The sequence below is a fragment of the Variovorax sp. GW821-FHT06D12 genome, assembly GCF_059419205.1.
Genome location: NZ_JBWKRI010000005.1, coordinates 149,780 through 166,661, shown reverse-complemented (window position 1 = coordinate 166,661; position 16,882 = coordinate 149,780). Strand labels below are relative to the sequence as shown.

The 16,882-nt window shown below is 68.0% G+C and carries 15 protein-coding genes; 11 read left to right on the top strand and 4 right to left on the bottom strand.

What is annotated here, in order from left to right; translation table 11 throughout:
* Window positions 1-2 precede the first annotated feature (2 nt).
* The 4 genes from AC07SQ_RS17070 to xylB are packed head-to-tail and all read left to right on the top strand — an operon-like array spanning window position 3 to window position 4,142.
* Window positions 3-674, top strand: coding sequence for a transaldolase family protein (locus AC07SQ_RS17070; protein WP_495272418.1), 672 nt, complete (start codon window positions 3-5; stop codon window positions 672-674).
* Between the two features lie 23 nt (window positions 675-697).
* A complete protein-coding gene (locus AC07SQ_RS17065) occupies window positions 698-1,666 on the top strand; it encodes a carbohydrate kinase family protein (protein ID WP_495272419.1) in 969 nt (322 codons plus the stop codon).
* 15 nt (window positions 1,667-1,681) lie between these two features.
* The gene (locus AC07SQ_RS17060; protein WP_070059980.1) at window positions 1,682-2,623 is read left to right on the top strand and encodes an AraC family transcriptional regulator; all 942 of its coding nucleotides are present in this window, start codon (window positions 1,682-1,684) and stop codon (window positions 2,621-2,623) included.
* 52 nt (window positions 2,624-2,675) lie between these two features.
* Entirely contained in the window at window positions 2,676-4,142 is a 1,467-nt protein-coding gene (gene xylB, locus AC07SQ_RS17055; protein WP_495272420.1) for a xylulokinase, read from the top strand.
* 164 nt (window positions 4,143-4,306) lie between these two features.
* On the opposite strand, the gene groL is transcribed toward xylB, so the two are convergent.
* The gene (gene groL / locus AC07SQ_RS17050) at window positions 4,307-5,962 is read right to left on the bottom strand and encodes a chaperonin GroEL (RefSeq protein ID WP_042579049.1); all 1,656 of its coding nucleotides are present in this window, start codon (window positions 5,960-5,962) and stop codon (window positions 4,307-4,309) included.
* 55 nt (window positions 5,963-6,017) lie between these two features.
* On the bottom strand, window positions 6,018-6,308 hold the full coding sequence (locus AC07SQ_RS17045; protein ID WP_056572926.1) for a co-chaperone GroES: 291 nt from the start codon (window positions 6,306-6,308) through the stop codon (window positions 6,018-6,020).
* 377 nt (window positions 6,309-6,685) lie between these two features.
* Between AC07SQ_RS17045 and AC07SQ_RS17040 the strand changes: the two genes are divergently transcribed.
* The gene (locus AC07SQ_RS17040) at window positions 6,686-7,177 is read left to right on the top strand and encodes a cupredoxin domain-containing protein (protein ID WP_095743735.1); all 492 of its coding nucleotides are present in this window, start codon (window positions 6,686-6,688) and stop codon (window positions 7,175-7,177) included.
* A 155-nt stretch (window positions 7,178-7,332) separates the two neighbouring features.
* On the top strand, window positions 7,333-9,555 hold the full coding sequence (locus AC07SQ_RS17035; protein WP_495272421.1) for a copper-transporting P-type ATPase: 2,223 nt from the start codon (window positions 7,333-7,335) through the stop codon (window positions 9,553-9,555).
* On the opposite strand, the gene AC07SQ_RS17030 is transcribed toward AC07SQ_RS17035, so the two are convergent.
* Window positions 9,536-10,471: a LysR substrate-binding domain-containing protein gene (locus AC07SQ_RS17030; RefSeq protein WP_495272422.1), complete on the bottom strand. Its 936-nt coding sequence runs from the start codon at window positions 10,469-10,471 to the stop codon at window positions 9,536-9,538. The two genes, AC07SQ_RS17035 and AC07SQ_RS17030, sit on opposite strands and share 20 nt — an antisense overlap.
* 97 nt (window positions 10,472-10,568) lie before the next feature.
* Between AC07SQ_RS17030 and AC07SQ_RS17025 the strand changes: the two genes are divergently transcribed.
* Genes AC07SQ_RS17025 through AC07SQ_RS17005 form a run of 5 tightly spaced genes read left to right on the top strand, consistent with a single transcriptional unit; the run spans window position 10,569 to window position 14,633 of the window.
* A complete protein-coding gene (locus AC07SQ_RS17025) occupies window positions 10,569-11,021 on the top strand; it encodes a hypothetical protein (RefSeq protein ID WP_307695446.1) in 453 nt (150 codons plus the stop codon).
* Window positions 11,022-11,029: 8 nt separating this feature from the next.
* The gene (locus AC07SQ_RS17020; protein ID WP_495272423.1) at window positions 11,030-12,202 is read left to right on the top strand and encodes a trans-sulfuration enzyme family protein; all 1,173 of its coding nucleotides are present in this window, start codon (window positions 11,030-11,032) and stop codon (window positions 12,200-12,202) included.
* Window positions 12,203-12,224: 22 nt separating this feature from the next.
* Complete coding sequence (locus AC07SQ_RS17015) at window positions 12,225-13,151, top strand: transporter substrate-binding domain-containing protein (RefSeq protein ID WP_495272424.1); 927 nt, start codon at window positions 12,225-12,227, stop codon at window positions 13,149-13,151.
* 55 nt (window positions 13,152-13,206) lie between these two features.
* The gene (locus tag AC07SQ_RS17010; RefSeq protein ID WP_495272425.1) at window positions 13,207-13,944 is read left to right on the top strand and encodes an amino acid ABC transporter permease; all 738 of its coding nucleotides are present in this window, start codon (window positions 13,207-13,209) and stop codon (window positions 13,942-13,944) included.
* The gene (locus AC07SQ_RS17005) at window positions 13,944-14,633 is read left to right on the top strand and encodes an amino acid ABC transporter permease (protein WP_159278447.1); all 690 of its coding nucleotides are present in this window, start codon (window positions 13,944-13,946) and stop codon (window positions 14,631-14,633) included. Before AC07SQ_RS17010 ends, AC07SQ_RS17005 begins: the two co-directional genes overlap by 1 nt.
* Before the next feature lie 7 nt (window positions 14,634-14,640).
* Here AC07SQ_RS17005 and AC07SQ_RS17000 read toward each other — a convergent pair whose 3' ends face one another.
* Entirely contained in the window at window positions 14,641-16,821 is a 2,181-nt protein-coding gene (locus AC07SQ_RS17000) for a TonB-dependent receptor (protein ID WP_495272426.1), read from the bottom strand.
* Window positions 16,822-16,882 lie beyond the last annotated feature (61 nt).

Genomic DNA, 16,882 nt, shown 5'->3' with positions numbered 1-16,882 from the left:
GCATGAACGACGACTTCCACCTGTACCTCGACAGCGCCGACCTGGCCGAGCTGCAGGCCTGCCTGCCGCACCCGGTGGTGCACGGCGTGACGACCAACCCGACGCTGCTGCAACGCGCCGGCGTCGGGCGCGCTTACGTCCCGGATCTGCTGAAACGTTGCATCGATCTGGGCGCGCGCCAGGTGCAGGCCCAGGTGTATTCGAGCGAGGTCGACGGCATGCTGGAAGACGCCGCGTTCCTGCTGCCGCAGTTCGACCCCGGCCAGCTCGTCATCAAGATTCCCGCCACGCGCCAGGGCCTGGACGCCGGCGCGCGGCTCATCGCCCAGGGCGTGCCCGTCACCTGGACCGCCGTGTACGCGCCCGAGCAGGCGCACTTCGCCGCGCAGCTGGGCGCGGCCTATGCAGCGCCCTACCTGGGCCGGCTCGAAGACGCCGGCATCGACGGGCTGGCGCTCATCGCGCAGATGCAGTCGCTGGTCGCGCAACGGCCTTCTTCGGGCACGCGGCTGCTGGTGGCGAGCATTCGTTCGCGCGCGGCGTACCTGTCGCTGCTGGGGCTGGGCGTGGGCGCCATCACCATTCCGCCGCGCCTCTTTGCCGAGCTGCTCGACCATCCCGCCACCCTGGCTGCCGAAGCGGGTTTCCTCGCCGACGCCCGCGCCTTGCCCTGACAGAAGAAGAAAATCCAAGCACCATGCGCATTGCACTCACGGGCGAGGCCCTGATCGATTTCACCGCCGGCGAAGGCGGCACTCTGGAGTTCCTCGGCCATGAAGGCGGCTCGCCGCTGAACACGGCCGTGGCCTGTGCACGGCTCGGGCAGCCGACCGGCTTTCTCACGCAGCTGTCCACCGACCTGTTCGGCGAGCGGCTGATGGCTTTTCTCGAACGCAACGGCGTCGACACCCGGCTCATCCTGCGCAGCGACGCGCCGTCGACGCTGGCGTTCGTGGAGCGCACGCCGCAGACCAATCGCTACGCCTTCTACACAAGCGGCAGCGCCGACGCCACCTGGGCGCCCGAGCCGCTGCCGCAGCTGCCTGCGGAATGCCGCTTCCTGCACTTCGGCTCGATCTCGCTGCTGCAGGAGCCGGCGTCGTCGCGCATCGCCGACCTCGTGGCCGCCCACACGGGGCGCTGCGTGATCGTGTTCGATCCCAACGTGCGGCCCAGCCTGATCCCGGACATGGCCGCCTACCGCGCCCGCGTCAGCGAGTGGTTCGCCATGGCCGACCTGGTCAAGCTCAGCGACGAAGACGCTGCGCTGCTCGCCCCCGGACGGCCGGTCGATGCGCTCGCGGCCGAATGCCTCACGGCCGGCGCGCGCGCCGTGGTCGTCACGCGCGGCGGTGCCGGTGCCACGCTGTGGCGCACCGGCAGCGCGCCGCTCACCGTGGCCGCGCCGCGCGTCGAGGTGGTCGACACCATCGGCGCGGGCGACACCTTCACCGCCGGGCTGTCCGTGGCGCTGCTGGCGCATGGCGTCGAGCATCCGGCGCAACTGGCCGAGCTCGGCGACGACGCCTGGCGCGCCGTGATGCGCTTCGCCGCCACCGCCGCGGCCCTGAACTGCACCCGCGAGGGCGCCGATCCACCGACGCTGGAAGCCGTTCGCACGGCGCTTTCGCAGGAAGACAACGAGGCCGTCGCTTCCCGGCCCTGATCGATCCGTGCCGCCATGACCACGACCACCCGCAAACGCGCGATCCCTCGTCAACGCCAACCCGAACTGGAGCGCGACTTCGCGCGCTCCCCGTCGCTGGGCTACGAAGCCCCGGAAGAAACCGGCTTGGTGCGCTGCCTCGCGCACGGCTTTCCGAGCCCGCTGGTGCGATGGCACTTCCATGAAGACTACGAGCTGCACCTGATCACCGAGACCTCGGGCAAGGCCTTCATCGGCGACTGGATCGGACCGTTCCAGCCCGGGCATCTCGTGCTGTGCGGGCCGCGCCTGCCGCACAACTGGATCTCGCTCGATGTGCCCGAAGAAGGCGCCGCCGGGCGCGACCGTGTGATCCAGTTCCGCCACGAGCCCATCGAGCGCGCGGCCGCCGAGATTCCCGAGCTGCGCGACGTGATGCCGCTGCTCGATCGCGCGCGCCACGGCATCGAGTTCTTCGGCATGTCGGAACAGGCGCTGGCGCACTGGGACGCCATCAAGGCCGCGCGTGGCGTGCGCCGCCTGGGCCTGTTCTGCGAGTTCATGGCCGACCTGGCCCAGTGCACCGACTACCGGCTGCTGTCGAGCGTGCAGATGCAGGGCGTTCAGGGCAGCGACGGCGATGCGCAGGTCGACCAGATCAACGACATCGTGAACCGCATCACCAACAACATGACCGACTCGATCTCGATGTCGGACGTGGCCGCCGAGCTGGGCATGAGCGAGAGCCGCTTCAGCCGCTTCTTCCGCCGCTCGACGGGCAACAGCTTCACCGACTTCGTGAACCGCGTGCGCATCAACAGCGCCTGCCACCTGCTGATGCAGACCGACCACTACGTGACCGACATCTGCTACCAGGTGGGCTTCAACAACGTGGCGAACTTCAACCGGCGCTTTCTCGAAATCAAGGGCATGACGCCGAGCGAGTTCAGGCGCCAGGCCGACACGCGCTTCGGCTGACTTCTTTCAAGGCGAACGCGCCCGCTCCGAAGGCGCCATCAGGGAGACCATCTTGTATCTGGGACTCGACCTCGGCACGTCCGAGCTCAAGGCATTGCTGCTCGCGGACGATCACCGCATCGTTGGCGTGGCACGCGCGCCGCTCACGGTCGACCGGCCGCAGCCGCTGTGGTCCGAGCAGGCGCCCGCCCAATGGTGGCAGGCGCTCGAGGCCGTCATGGCCGAGCTGCGCACCACGCATGCGAAGGCGCTGGCGCAGGTGCGCGCCATCGGCCTGTCGGGCCAGATGCACGGCGCCACGCTGCTCGATGCGGCGGGCGACGTGCTGCGCCCGGCCATCCTCTGGAACGACGGCCGCAGCGGTGCGCAGTGTGAGGCGCTCACGCGCGCCGTGCCGCGCCTGGGCGAGATCGCCGGCAACCTCGCGATGCCTGGCTTCACCGCGCCCAAGCTGCTGTGGGTGCGCGAGCACGAGCCCGAGGTCTTCGCCCGCGTGGCGCGCGTGCTGCTGCCCAAGGACTGGCTGCGCTTCATGCTCAGCGGCGAAGCGGTCAGCGAGATGTCCGACGCGGCCGGCACGCTGTGGCTCGACGTGGGCGCGCGTGACTGGTCCGACGAACTGCTCGCCGCCACGGGGCTCACGCGCGCTCACATGCCGCGGCTGGTGGAGGGCAGTGAAGTCTCCGCGCTGCTCAAGCCGGAACTGGCGGCGCGCTGGGGGCTGCGCGAGGGCGTGAAGATCGCCGGCGGCGCGGGCGACAACGCCGCCAGCGCGGTCGGCATGGGGCTCGTCGAGCCGGGGCAGGGCTTCGTCTCGCTCGGCACCTCGGGCGTGGTGTTCGTCTCGACCGACCGCTTCCTGCCGAACCCCGCGCAGGCGATGCACGCCTTCTGCCATGCGCTGCCCAGGCGCTGGCACCAGATGTCGGTGATGCTCTCGGCCGCCAGCGCGGTGAGCTGGGCGGCGAAGACCTTCAAGTTCGCGGACGAGGCGGCGCTGCTCGAAGCCGCGGCCTCGGTTGCGCTGGCGGACCGGGCGCGATGCCCGCTGTTCCTGCCGTACCTGTCGGGCGAGCGCTCGCCGCACAACAACCCGAATGCGCAAGGGGTGCTGTTCGGACTGACGCATGCGCACGGCCCCGCGGAGATCGCCTATGCCGTGGTCGAGGGCGTGAGCTTCGGCTTGCGCGATGGCTTCGACACGCTGCGCCTGCCGGCCGACATGCCGCTGCGTGAAGTCGCGCTGGTGGGGGGCGGTGCGCGCAGTGTGTGGTGGGGGCAGTTGCTGGCCGACATCTTCCAGGTGCCGCTCACGCTGTACGCGGGCAGCGAAACGGGCGGGGCGCTCGGCGCGGCGCGCCTGGCGTGGCTGGCCGATGGGGGCGCGGTGGCCGAGGTGTGCACGCTGCCGCCGGTCAAGCAGCAACTGGTGCCTTCGTCCGAAGGGGCCGATGGGCACAGGACGCGGCATGCGCGATTCCAGGTGCTGTACATGGCGCTGCGCGACCAGTTTCGATAAGCGAGCGCATCTGATTGCCCCATGAAAAAAGCCCCGCCGAAGCGGGGCTTTTTTCTATTTCGCGAAACACCACGGAACCGGCTTTGCCGGGCCGCAGGTGTTGCCCCCGGTAGGGGGTTGGCGTAGCGGACACGAAGTGCCGCGCAGCCTGGGGGCGAGCGAAATTACATGCCCATGCCGCCCATGCCGCCCATGCCACCCATGTCGGGCATGCCACCGCCGCCGGCGCCGGACTCGTCCTTGGGTGCGTCAGCAACCATGGCTTCGGTCGTCAGCAGCAGCGAGGACACCGAAGCGGCGTTCTGCAGTGCGGTGCGGGTGACCTTCGTCGGGTCCAGGATGCCCAGCTCGAGCATGTCGCCGTACGTGTCGTTCGCAGCGTTGAAGCCGTAGTTGCCCTTGCCGGCCAGCACAGCGTTCACCACCACCGAGGCTTCGCCGCCGGCGTTGTTCACGATTTCGCGCAGGGGCGCTTCGATGGCCTTCAGCACCAGCTTGATGCCGGCTTCCTGGTCAGCGTTGTCGCCCTTGACCGACTCGCCCACGGCTTGCTTGGCACGCAGCAGTGCCACGCCGCCGCCAGCCACAACGCCTTCTTCCACTGCAGCGCGGGTGGCGTGCAGGGCGTCTTCGACGCGAGCCTTCTTTTCCTTCATTTCGACTTCGGTGGCCGCGCCAACCTTGATCACTGCCACGCCGCCGGCCAGCTTGGCCACGCGCTCTTGCAGCTTTTCACGGTCGTAGTCGCTGGTCGCTTCTTCGATCTGAACGCGAACTTGCTTCACGCGGGCTTCGATGTCACCAGCAGCGCCAGCGCCGTCGATGATGATCGTGTTTTCCTTGCCCACTTCGATGCGCTTGGCTTGACCCAGGTCGGCCAGCGTCACCTTTTCGAGCGTCAGGCCCACTTCTTCAGCGATGACCTTGCCGCCCGTCAGGATGGCGATGTCTTCCAGCATGGCCTTGCGGCGGTCGCCGAAGCCAGGAGCCTTCACAGCCACGACCTTCAGGATGCCGCGGATCGTGTTCACGACCAGCGTCGCCAGGGCTTCGCCCTCGACTTCTTCGGCAATGATCAGCAGCGGACGGCCCGCCTTGGCGACTTGCTCCAGCACCGGCAGCAGGTCACGGATGTTGCTGATCTTCTTGTCGAACAGCAGCACGAAGGGGTTGTCCAACAGCGCCGATTGCTTCTCGGGGTTGTTGATGAAGTAGGGCGACAGGTAGCCGCGGTCGAACTGCATGCCTTCGACGACGTCGAGTTCGCTGTCCAGCGACTTGCCGTCTTCCACGGTGATCACGCCTTCCTTGCCGACCTTGTCCATCGCGTCAGCGATGAGCTTGCCGATGGTTTCGTCGCTGTTGGCCGAGATGGAGCCGACTTGCGCGATTTCCTTCGAGGTGGTGGTGGGCTTGGAAGCCTTCTTCAGCTCGGCGACCAGGGCCGTGACAGCCTTGTCGATGCCGCGCTTCAGGTCCATCGGGTTCATGCCGGCAGCCACCAGCTTGAAACCTTCGCGAACGATGGCTTGTGCCAGGACCGTGGCGGTCGTGGTGCCGTCGCCAGCGTTGTCGCTGGTCTTGGAGGCCACTTCCTTCACGAGCTGGGCGCCCATGTTCTGCAGCTTGTCCTTGAGTTCGATTTCCTTGGCCACGGACACACCGTCCTTGGTCACGGTGGGGGCGCCGAACGAACGCTCGAGCACCACGTTGCGGCCCTTGGGGCCCAGGGTCACTTTGACTGCGTTGGCCAGGATGTTGACACCCTCGACCATGCGTGCGCGGGCTTCGCCGCCGAAGACTACGTCTTTTGCTGCCATGATGAATTAACTCCGAATGGATTGAATTTGGATGGGATCGAAAGGAGGAGAAGAATTACTTCTCGACGACTGCGAACAGGTCGTCTTCCTTCATCACGAGCAGTTCGTCGCCATCGACCTTGACGGTCTGGCCGCTGTACTTGCCGAACAGGACGCGGTCGCCAACCTTGACGGTCAGTGCGGCCAGTTCGCCCTTGTCGTTGCGCTTGCCCGGGCCCACGGCCAGGACTTCACCCTGATCGGGCTTTTCGGCGGCTGCGTCGGGGATGACGATGCCGGAGGCGGTCTTGGTTTCGCTGTCAACACGCTTGACGATCACGCGATCGGCCAAAGGACGAAGTTTCATTGCATCTCCTGGAAGGGTAAGAAACGGGTTTGTTTGTGGTCGGGCGCCGGAGAAACCGGCGACCTGTCGACTGGATGGGAGGGCTGTTAGCACTCGTCAGCAGCGAGTGCTAATCATAAGGGCATTCGATGACCTTTCAAGGGCGGCGCCCTTGCCGCCGTTTGGCACCGCCGTGCTTTTCCGGGGAAACACCGGGTGGCCGGGTGCCTTCCGCCGGGAAGCTTTGAGATATTTTGCCCGGGCAAAATAAGGCCGTGCCCATGTCGCCGATGCACGGAGGTCGCGCGCGCAGATTGCTTTTTTGTAATCCGGGTGATCGGTGGTGGACGGGCTTGGCTTCCTAGAGTCGCGGCATCCCGGCAATCTCCAAGGACACCATGACACACACCTTCCGCAACACCGTTTTCGCCGCAGGAGCCGCACTGGCCGCTGCCGGCGCCTTTGCCTCGGGCACCCATGCCGGTGGCCACGGCCACGATGCCGAGGCCGCCGTCGGCAAGCCTGGCGTGGCCGCCAAGGTGACGCGCACGGTCCAGGTCGACATGACGGACTCGATGCGCTTCACGCCGGCGGACATCAAGGTCAAGCAGGGGGAGACGGTGCGCTTCGTCGTCAAGAACTCCGGCGTCCTGAAGCACGAGCTCGTGCTCGGGACCGAGAAGGCGCTGCTGGCGCACTACGAGGCCATGAAGAAGAATCCCGAGATGGAGCACGCCGATCCGAACATGGTCACGCTGGCCGCGGGCAAGACCGGCGAGATCGTCTGGCAGTTCACCCAGGCCGGCAAGGTCGACTTCGGCTGCCTGCAGCCGGGCCACTACGACGCCGGCATGAAGGGCGCGGTGCTGGTGGGCAAGGCCGGCAAGTGAGCGTCCTGCGCACGCGTCTTTCATGCGCCGGTTGCCATGCAGGCGCTTTTTCTTCCAGGGTATCGCGCGACAGGGCTTGACCTTCACATCGTGTCAACCTGGACACTGATCGCTTCCCCCTCAAGGGCTTCCCCCTTTCCTGTCGGAGAACGCGAATGAACGACACGTCCACCAGGCACGCAGGACACCCCCACGGTCATCACGACCACCACGATCACCACGCATCGCACGGGCATGCGCCCGCGGACCCTGCGCAGCCCGCTGCGCAAGGCACGGTCTACACCTGCCCCATGCATCCGGAGATCCGGCAGGACCACCCGGGCAACTGCCCCAAGTGCGGCATGACGCTGGAGCCCGAGATGCCGACCCTCGACGAGGGCGAAGACCCCGAGCTGAAAGACTTCAAGCGGCGCTTCTTCTGGACGCTGCCGCTCAGCGTTGTCGTCACCGTGCTCGCCATGGCCGGCCACCGCCTGCAGTGGTTCGAGATGGGCACGCAAAGCTGGATCGAGCTCGTGCTCACTGTTCCCATCGTGCTGTGGGCCGGCTGGCCATTCTTTGTGCGCGCGGTGCAGTCGGTGGCGAACCGCAGCCCGAACATGTGGACCCTGATCGGCCTGGGCACGGCCGCCGCCTTTGTCTACAGCGTCGTGGCCACGGTGGCGCCCGGCGTGTTTCCCGCGTCGTTCGTGTCGATGGGGCGCGTGTCGGTGTACTTCGAAGCGGCCGCGGTGATCATTTCGCTCACCTTGCTGGGCCAGATCCTCGAACTCAAGGCGCGCTCGCAAACCTCCGCGGCGATCAAGTCGCTGCTGGGGCTCGCGCCCAAGACGGCACGCCGGATCGGCGCCGACGGCACCGAGGAAGACGTGCCCATCGGCCACGTGCATGTGGGCGACAGGCTGCGCGTGCGCCCCGGAGAGAAGGTGCCGGTGGACGGCGTGGTGATCGAAGGCGGCAGCGCGGTCGACGAGTCGATGCTCACCGGCGAGCCGCTGCCCGTGACCAAGCGCGTGGGCGACAAGCTCATCGGCGCGACGCTGAACACCAACGGCGCCCTCGTCATGCAGTCGGAAAAGGTCGGCTCGCAGACCGTGCTCGCGAGCATCGTGCAGATGGTGGCGCAGGCCCAGCGCTCGCGCGCGCCGATGCAGCGGATGGCCGACCAGGTCGCCGGCTACTTCGTGATGACGGTGATCGCCATCGCGGTGCTGACCTTCTTCGCCTGGGGATTCTTCGGGCCGCAGCCCAGCTGGGTCTACGGCCTCATCAATGCCGTGGCGGTGCTCATCATTGCCTGCCCCTGTGCGCTCGGCCTCGCGACGCCGATGTCGATCATGGTGGCCACCGGCAAGGCGGCCACGCAGGGCGTGCTGTTCCGCGATGCCGCGGCGATCGAGAACTTCCGCAAGGTCGATGCGCTCATCGTCGACAAGACCGGCACCCTGACGGAAGGCCGGCCACAGTTCGAGCGCGCGGTGCCTGCGCCGGGCTTCACCGCCGACGAGGTGCTGCGGCTCGCAGCCAGCCTGGACCAGGGCAGCGAACACCCGCTGGCCGACGCCATCGTGCGGGCGGCGCGCGAGCGCCAGCTGGCACTGGACACGCCCGAGGGTTTCGAATCCAGCAGCGGCATCGGCGTGAGCGGCGGCGTGGCCGGCAGGAAGCTGGCGCTGGGCAACACGGCGCTCATGGAACAGCTGCGCGTGCGGGTCGACGACCTCAAGCCGCAGGCCGAGGCCTTGCGGGCCGAGGGCGCGAGTGTCATGTTCCTGGCGGTGGATGGCCAGGCGGCCGGCCTGCTCGCGGTGTCGGACCCGATCAAGCCCACCACGCTGGAGGCGCTGGCCGCGCTCAAGGCTTCGGGCCTGCGCGTCATCATGGCCACGGGCGACGGGCTGACCACGGCCCGGGCCGTCGCCGCGAAGCTGGGCATCGACGAGGTGCACGGCGAAGTGAAGCCCGCCGACAAGCTCGCGCTGGTCGACAGGCTGCAGCGCGAGGGCCGCATCGTCGCGATGGCCGGCGACGGCATCAACGACGCGCCTGCGCTCGCCAAGGCCGACGTCGGCGTGGCGATGGGCACCGGCACCGATGTCGCGATGAACAGCGCCCAGGTGACGCTGGTCAAGGGCGACCTGCGCGGCATTGCGCAGGCGCGCGTCATCTCCGAGCAGACCATCGCCAACATGAAGCAGAACCTGGGCTTCGCCTTCCTCTACAACGCCCTGGGCGTGCCGCTGGCCGCGGGCGTGCTGTTCCCGTTCACGGGCTGGCTGCTGTCGCCGATGATCGCGGCGCTGGCCATGAGCCTGAGCTCGGCGTCGGTGATCACCAATGCCTTGCGCCTGCGCGGCGCTACCTGGCGCGAGGCTTGAGAAGGCCCGCCAGGGCCTTCTGGTCTTCGGCCAGCTGGATGCGCATGAGCTGGAGCACGCGCACCGCCAGGCCGGACAGCGGCTGCCCTGGTGGCAGCACCAGCATGCCAGCGAAGGACACCTCCAGCGACAGCGGGCGCACGGCCAGGCCGCGCTGCGCGTACTCCAGCGCGGTGACCGGGTTGACGACGCCGATGCCCATGCCGCTCAGGGCCATCTCGCACACGCTGGCCGCGTAAGGGGTTTCGACCAGCACGCTCAATGCGACGTTGCGGTCCGCCAGCGCCCGCTCCAGGCGGCGCCGGGACGCATCTTCCGGATTGAGCGCGAGGAAGGGCTCTTCGGCGAGTTGATGCGGCTGGATGGTCCTGGCGCGGGCCAGCCGGTGCTTGGCATGCATCACCACCACGCCCGGAAAGCGCGCGAATTCGGAGTGCTCCAGGCCGGTCGTCGGCATCTCGTCGGCCATCAGCCCGAAGTCGACCTGGCGCCCCAGCACGGCCTCGTGCACCTCTCGCGAACTGAGCACCTGCAGCGAAATCTGCGGACGGGCGTCGGCGTCGCCGCGCTCGGCCACCAGCCGCGACAGCACCCGCGGCACGAAGCTCAGGCCGAAGGCCGGGTACACCGCCATGCGCAGCGTGTTGACGCCGAAGCGCTTGAGACTGCGCATGCGGTGCTCGATGCTGCTCAGGCCCACGAAGACGCGCTCGACCTCGGTCAGCAGCGCCTGCGCTTCGGGCGTGGGGTGCAGGCGGCCGCGCAGCCGGCGGAACAGGGGAAAGCCCGCGGCTTCCTCCAGCCTGCGCAGCGACTGGCTGATGGCCGGCTGCGTCACGCCCAGGAGTGCGGCCGCCTTGCTCGCGGAGCCCACGGACATCACGGAACGGAACACCTCGATCTCTCGGAGCAACATATAACAACCGCTTATGGAGAAAGAATTTCGGGCGCGATCCGGATTATCTCCAGCGTCCTAGAGTTGGTGTCTTCAGCCACTTCCCGAAAGACGCGAGATGAACCTTCGAACAGCGCTTGCAGTGACGGTCCTGGCGTGTGCGACGCCCGCATGGGCGCACGACTTTTCCAGCGACGTCGCCAGGTTCCAGACCCTTGCGGCCACCCGCAAGCCCGACAGCCCGCAGGCGGTGGCCGCCAAGCTGGCGCTGGAGCGGGCGCAGGGCGAGATGGAGCAGTCGGACGTGAAGATGCTGCTGCGCATCCGTTCGATGACCAACGCCGGCCTGCGTGCCCTCGGCGAGCAGCCGGCCTTGCTCACCAGCGAGTACAAGCGCCTGGAGGCGGCACTGGCCAACCCCAAGACCCAGGACCCGGCCCGGATCGCCACCGCCCGCGAAACCTTCACCCGCCTGGGCGTGGAGATGAAGGTCTACACCGATCTCGAAACCATGGCCGTCGAGCAGATGAAGCATGCGCTGCAGCTCATCGAATCGGCCCCCGCGAACTGACTTCCATCGTGAACCCATCCATTTCCCATCCCGGCACGTCCCCTGCGGACGCCGCCTTCGCCAGCCTGGTGCCGCCGGTGTGGCGCGCCTCCACGGTCGTGTTCGACTCGCTCGACGATTTCGTGCATCGCCGCACCCGCCTGCCGGACGGCTTCAGCTACGGCACGACGGGCACGCCGACGCAGCGCGCCCTCGAGGCGCGCATCGCCGAGCTGGACGGCGCCGCGCACGGCATCGTCTTTCCTTCCGGACAGGCGGCCATCTGCGGCGTGCTGCTCGCGCTGCTCCAGAAGGGCGACCACCTCCTGATGACCGATGCCGCCTACGGCCTGGCCAAGTCCTTCGCCGTCGAACGGCTGCAGGCGCTGGGCATCGAGGTCGAGTTCTATGCGCCGCGCATCGGCGCGGGCATCGAGCGCCTCGTGCGCCCGAACACGCGGCTCATCTGGCTGGAGTCGCCCGGCACGGTGACGATGGAAGTCGAGGACGTGCCGGCGATCACCGCCGTGGCGCGCGCCCGTGGCGTGCTGACCGCCATCGACAACACCTGGGCCAGCCCGCTGGGCTTTGCCGCGCTGGCGCACGGCGTCGACCTGTGCATTCACGCATGCACCAAGTACATGGGCGGCCATTCGGACGTGCTGATGGGCAGCGTCACCACCCAGGACGAAGGCCTGTACCGCTCCTTGCGCGGCCTGCAGTCGCTGATGGGGCTGGCCGTGAGCCCGGAGGACTGCTTCCTGGTGGCCCGGGGCCTGGACACGATGCAGGTGCGCATGGAGCGCCAGGCCGCCAGCGCGCGCCTGATCGCCGGGCAACTCGCCGCGCACCGCCTCGTGCGCCGCATGCTCTTTCCGGCGCTGCCCGGCGCGCCGGACCATGCGCTGTGGGCGCGCGATTTCGCGCAGCCCGGCTGCGTGATGTCGCTGCAGCTCGTGGACTGCCCTTACGACGCCTACCGGGCGCTGTTCGCAGGCCTGAAGCGCTTTGCCATCGGCGCCAGCTGGGGCGGCGTGCGCAGCATCGCGGCCTTCTACCCGGCGGAAGAACTCGCCAGGCGCAATTTCTGCGACGTCGAAGGGCCGGTCATCCGCCTGTCGATCGGCCTGGACGACCCCCAGGCCCTGCGCGACGAGCTGCAGGGCGCGCTGGACGCCTGCGCCACGCGTTTCGATCTCTGACCCCCGACACCTGGAGCCTGCGATGACTTTCAAGCCGACCCTTCACGCCGCGTTGATCCGTTCCTTCCTCGCCATGGCCGGCCTCGCGCTGTGCGCAAGCGTTGCCGCGCAGACCGCGCCGCCGCTGGACGGCACGCTCAAGAAGATCAAGGACACCGGGGCGATCACCGTGGCCACGCGCGGCGCCTCGATCCCGTTCAACTACCTGGACGACCACAACAAGCAGGCCGGTTTCGCCTGGGAAATTTCGCAGCGCGTGGTCGCCCAGGTGAAGAAGGACCTGCAGCTCGCCCGGCTGGAGGTCAAGACCCTGGAAGTCACGCCGCAGACGCGCATTCCGCTGGTGGCCAACCAGACGGTCGACCTGGAGTGCAGCTCGACCACCAACAACGCCGAGCGGCAGAACCAGGTGTCGTTCTCGACGACCTTCTTCGTCGTGGGCGCGCGGCTGCTGGTGCGCAAGAACTCCGGCATCAAGCACTGGGCCGACCTCGTGGGCAAGAACGTCGTGGTCAGCGCGGGCACCACGGCGGAGCGCATGCTGCGGCAGCTCAACGAGAAGAACAAGTGGGGCATCCAGATCATCCTGGCCAAGGACATCAACGAGAACTTCCTGACCGTGGAGACGGGGCGCGCAGTGGCGGCGACGCAGGATGACATCATTCTCTTCAGCAACATCGCCCGCGCCAGGAACCCGGCGGACTGGGAGGTGGTCGGCGTGCCGCAGCAGAAGGAAGCCTATGGCTGCATGCTGCGCAAGGGCGACGCGGCGTTCAAGAAGCTTGTCGACGGCGTGATCACCGGGATGATGCGATCGGGCGAGTTCACCGCGTTGTACGAGAAGTACTTCCTCAAGCCCATCGCGGTGAAGGGCAGCGTGACGGTCAACTTCCCGATGTCGCCCGACATGCAGGAACTCGTGCGCCATCCGAGCGACCAGCCGCTGTAAGGCACGGGCGCGGCCACCCCTTCACGAACCGAACCGTCTGCCGGCACCTTTCGCGATGCACTACACCTGGGATTGGTTGATCTTCTTCAAACCCTCGGTCACGGGGGAGGGCCTGTACGGCCTGATGCTGGTGCGCGGGTTGCTGTGGACGGTCGCGCTGTCGCTGCTGGCCTGGACGCTGGCATTGGGCCTGGGCCTGATCGCTGGCGTGGCACGGACGCTGCCCCACCGGGCCGCGCGCGTGCTGTCGGCGGTGTACATCCACTGCTTTCGCAACACGCCGCTGCTGGTGCAGCTGTTTCTCTGGTACTTCGTGGTGCCCGAGCTGTTGCCGACCGCCTGGGGCCATGCGATCAAGCAGATGAACCCGACCGCGAACCAGTTCCTCACCGTGCTGGTGGGCCTCACGCTCTACACGGCGGCGAAGGCGGCCGAGCAGGTGCGTGCAGGCATCGAGTCGGTGCCGCGCAGCCAGAAGCAGGCGGCCATGGCGATGGGCCTGGGAACCGTGGCGGCCTACCGCTACGTGATCCTGCCGCAGGCCCTGCGCATCGTCATCCCGCCGCTGACGTCCGACTTCCTGAACGTGTTCAAGAACTCGGCCGTCGCGCTGACGATCGGGCTCATGGAGCTCACCGGGCAGACGCGCCAGCTCAGCGAGTTCAGCGCCCATCCCTTCGAGGCCTTCATCGTGGCGACGCTCATCTACATGGCGATCACCTACGGCGTGATCGTGCTGATGCGCCGCATCGAACACCGGGTGCGGGTGCCCGGGCTGCTGGGCGCCGCGTGATGGGCTACGACTTCGATTGGGTCGCCCTGCAGCGCGCCTGGCCCTACCTGCTGCAGGGCCTGCAGATGACCGCCCTGCTGGTGGCGGCCTCCATGGCCGCCGGCATCGGCCTGGGGACCCTGCTGGCGATCACGCGGATCTTCGCGCCGCGGCCGGTGGCGGCGCTCGTGGCGGGGTACGTGAACCTGTTCCGCTCGATCCCGCTGATCCTCACGATCCTGTGGATCTACTTCCTGATGCCGGTGGTGCTGCGCGCCGTGACCGGCGACCCGAACCTCGGCGTCGGGCCGATCTACGCCGCGCTCGTGGCCTTCGTGCTCGCGGAGTCCGCGTACTACTGCGAGATCATCCGCGCCGGCATCGGCAGCGTGCGCGCCGGCCAGATGCAGGCGGCGCAGTCGCTGGGGATGTCTCCGGGGCAGGCGATGCGGCACGTGATCCTGCCGCAGGCCTTTCGCAACATGACGCCCTCGCTCATCAACCAGACCATCGCGCTGCTCAAGGACACCTCGCTGGTCTACGTGATCAGCCTGAACGACTTTCTCGGCGCCGCCAGCAAGGTGGGACAACGCGACGGGCGCGTGGTCGAGGTTTACATCCTGGTCGCTGTCGTCTACCTGGTGCTGTGCACGGCGGGCGCGTGGTGGGTCACCTGGCTGCAACGGCGCAAGGTGGCGGCGGCGACCTGAGGCCTTCTCAGAACTTGGCGCGCAGCGTCAGCTGCACCTCGCGCCCCGGTCCCGGCAGGATCAGGTTGTCCACGCTGCCGTGGGCCGACACGTAGTACTTGCGGTTCGCGATGTTCTTCAGGTTCAGCGCGATCTCGTAGCGCTCGGTCTTGTAGTTGGCCGCGAGGTCGGCGGTCAGGTACGAGGGCAGCGTGACGAGGTTGCTCAGCGAGGCGTAGCGCGCGCTGACGTAGTTCAGGCCGCCGCCGGCGCTGAAGCCGTGGCCCAGGTCCTTCATGGCCCACACGAAGGCCGAGTGGCGCGGCGTGAGCGCGGCGGTCTTGCCCTGCACCGGGATCGCGGCGCCCACGGGCAGCTGCAGCGAGCTCACGGTGGCGAGCGACTTGGTCATCTTCGCGTCGAGGTAGGCATAGCCCGCGCTCACGTCCCAGCGGCCCGGCAGGCGGCCGTTGAGCGCAAGCTCCAGGCCGTTGGTGCGCTGCGTGCCGACGTTGATCTGGCGGCGCGGGTTGTTCGGGTCGGTGTTCTTGATGCCCGAGCGCTCCAGGTTGAACAGCGCGGTCGTGAGGTTCAGGCCGCCGTCGAGCAGGTCGAACTTGGCGCCGATTTCCTTGTTGACGGTGATCTCGGGCGCGTTGTCGATGTTGCCGGTGGACAGCGCGAAGTTCTCGCCCGAGGGCTGGAACGAGCGGCTGTACGACACGTAGTACGACTGCACCGTGTCGGGCTGCCACACCACGCCGGCGCGCGGGCTGAACTTGCGGTCGGTGCGTTCCAGCGGCGCGAGCTTGCGCTCGAAACTGGTGTCCTGCTTGAACACGTCGTAGCGTCCGCCGATCAGCGCCTTCCAGTGCGGCGCCAGCGTGATTTGGTCCTGGACGTAGACGGCCGCGGTCTTGAACTCGCTGTTGCTCGGGATCGCGCCGTCGGCGAGGTAGGTGGCCAGCGGGATCGGCAGCGGGTCCGCCACCGGGCTGAACAGGTTCACGCGCTGCGCTCCTGTGGCGGAAGACACGCTGAAAAGGCGCTTGCGCTGCACGCCGAACTCGGCACCGACCAGCCACTCCTGCTTGAAGCCGCCCAGGTCGTTGCGCCAGGTCAGGTCGGTCTGGTTGAACCAGCCGCTCTCGTCGCGGTCGACGATGCCGCGCGTGCGGCCCACCGTCAGGCGCACCGGGTCGGTGGTGCCGCTGGGCAGCGTGTTGTTGCGGTCCAGGTGGTAGCTCGAATAGCGCGTGGTGTTGCGCAGGCTCAGCGCGTCGCTGAAGCGGTGGTTCAGCGTGGCGGTGAAGGTCTGCACCTTGCTGGTCACGGTGTCGTCGCGCTTGCCGTGCGCCGAGCCGTAGTAGGCGCCGATGGGCACGTCGACCGGGCGGCCGTTGAGCGCCGGAATGCCGAAGTCGGTGAGGCGCTGGTCGCGCAGGTTGGTGTACTGCAGCAGCAGGTCGGTCTGCGGGCTGAACTTGATCGCCAGCGAGGGCGCGATGTTGTGGCGGTCGGTGAACTGCTGGTCGCGGTAGCTGTCCGACTGCTCGCCCGCCACGTTCAGGCGAAAAGCCATGTTCTCGCCGATGGGCGTGTTCAGGTCGATCGTGCTGCGCGTGTAGTGGTGGCTGCCCAGGCCCAGCGAGACCTCGCCGAAGCGGCGCTCGAACACGGGCTTCTTGGTCACGCGGTTGATCAGGCCGCCCGAGGAGCCGCGCCCGTAGAGCACGGCGGCCGGGCCCTTGAGCACTTCGATGCGCTCGGTGTCCGAGAGGTCGCGGAAGTACAGCGCGTCGTCGCGCACGCCATCGACGAACCAGTCGGAGATGCCGCTGAAGCCACGGATCACGACCTGGTCGCGCTGGCCGTCGCCGTGGTTGAAGCTCACGCCCGGCACGTTGCGCAGGGCGTCCTGCATCGACACGGCGCCCTGGTCGCGCAGCAGCTGTTCGGGCAGCACATTGACGGCCTGCGGCACGTCGCGCAGCGGCGCGCTGCCCTTGGTGGCGGTGCTGGTGGCGGCCGGGGCGTAGCCCTTGTCGTCCTCGGCGCTGACGGTGACTTCCTTCAGCGTCGTGGCGGCGGCCTGTGCCAGCGCGACGCCCGACAGCGACGCGAGGGCGGCGCCGGCCAGCAGCGAAAGGGGCCACAGCGGGCGCGAGGGGGTGGCGGTGCGGGTGGCTGTGCGGGAAGAGGGCTTCATGTTGTCCGGTTGTGCTTGTTCTTGGAGGGCGGCGCCGCGCAGGGGCAGCCGTACGCGACAA

Coding starts and splice junctions, on each gene's coding strand:
- AC07SQ_RS17070 (WP_495272418.1), top strand. CDS start 3: ATGAACGACGACTTCCACCTGTACCTCGACAGCGCCGACCTGGCCGAG.
- AC07SQ_RS17065 (WP_495272419.1), top strand. CDS start 698: ATGCGCATTGCACTCACGGGCGAGGCCCTGATCGATTTCACCGCCGGC.
- AC07SQ_RS17060 (WP_070059980.1), top strand. CDS start 1,682: ATGACCACGACCACCCGCAAACGCGCGATCCCTCGTCAACGCCAACCC.
- groL (WP_042579049.1), bottom strand. CDS start 5,962: ATGGCAGCAAAAGACGTAGTCTTCGGCGGCGAAGCCCGCGCACGCATG.
- AC07SQ_RS17045 (WP_056572926.1), bottom strand. CDS start 6,308: ATGAAACTTCGTCCTTTGGCCGATCGCGTGATCGTCAAGCGTGTTGAC.
- AC07SQ_RS17040 (WP_095743735.1), top strand. CDS start 6,686: ATGACACACACCTTCCGCAACACCGTTTTCGCCGCAGGAGCCGCACTG.
- AC07SQ_RS17035 (WP_495272421.1), top strand. CDS start 7,333: ATGAACGACACGTCCACCAGGCACGCAGGACACCCCCACGGTCATCAC.
- AC07SQ_RS17030 (WP_495272422.1), bottom strand. CDS start 10,471: ATGTTGCTCCGAGAGATCGAGGTGTTCCGTTCCGTGATGTCCGTGGGC.
- AC07SQ_RS17025 (WP_307695446.1), top strand. CDS start 10,569: ATGAACCTTCGAACAGCGCTTGCAGTGACGGTCCTGGCGTGTGCGACG.
- AC07SQ_RS17015 (WP_495272424.1), top strand. CDS start 12,225: ATGACTTTCAAGCCGACCCTTCACGCCGCGTTGATCCGTTCCTTCCTC.
- AC07SQ_RS17010 (WP_495272425.1), top strand. CDS start 13,207: ATGCACTACACCTGGGATTGGTTGATCTTCTTCAAACCCTCGGTCACG.
- AC07SQ_RS17005 (WP_159278447.1), top strand. CDS start 13,944: ATGGGCTACGACTTCGATTGGGTCGCCCTGCAGCGCGCCTGGCCCTAC.
- AC07SQ_RS17000 (WP_495272426.1), bottom strand. CDS start 16,821: ATGAAGCCCTCTTCCCGCACAGCCACCCGCACCGCCACCCCCTCGCGC.